This is a genomic window from Vibrio sonorensis, from assembly GCF_001854765.1.
Lineage (GTDB): Bacteria > Pseudomonadota > Gammaproteobacteria > Enterobacterales > Vibrionaceae > Vibrio > Vibrio sonorensis.
In genome coordinates this window covers 1-402 of sequence record NZ_LJJE01000104.1, presented here as the reverse complement: position 1 = coordinate 402, position 402 = coordinate 1, and the positions used below count along the sequence as shown (strand labels likewise).

Sequence of the window (402 nt, the reverse complement as noted above, 5' to 3'; positions counted from 1 at the left end):
TAACTTGATATTCTATTTGAACTCTTTGTTGTGCCGCTCACCGTCTTCAGTCACATACTTTTGTATGCTCCTTCAGCCGTTGTTTGCACGCCTCGATTTCAAACACAATCTCGTCGTTATAACAGTCGAATGACTGGGTGTTAATTTTCATTTTAGGCGCGGCAGATTATGAGGCCGTGTAGGTCAATACACAACGAATAATCTAACAAAACATAAAAGGAAAATTGGTGGGTCTGAGTGGACTTGAACCACCGACCTCTCGCTTATCAGGCGAACGCTCTAACCACCTGAGCTACAGACCCAACTTCTTGCTTTGTATTTTTCCTTATTTCTACGTCAGGCGGCTTATCCTCCGTCAGTCATTTACTTTATGTAAACTCCTTCTTTCGTCAATTGCCTTCC

At 42.8% G+C, this 402-nt stretch carries 1 tRNA gene; it reads right to left on the bottom strand.

Annotated elements, in window-relative coordinates:
* Nucleotides 1-225 precede the first annotated feature (225 nt).
* Nucleotides 226-302, bottom strand: a tRNA-Ile gene (locus BLO31_RS19265).
* Between the last annotated feature and the right edge of the window lie 100 nt (nt 303-402).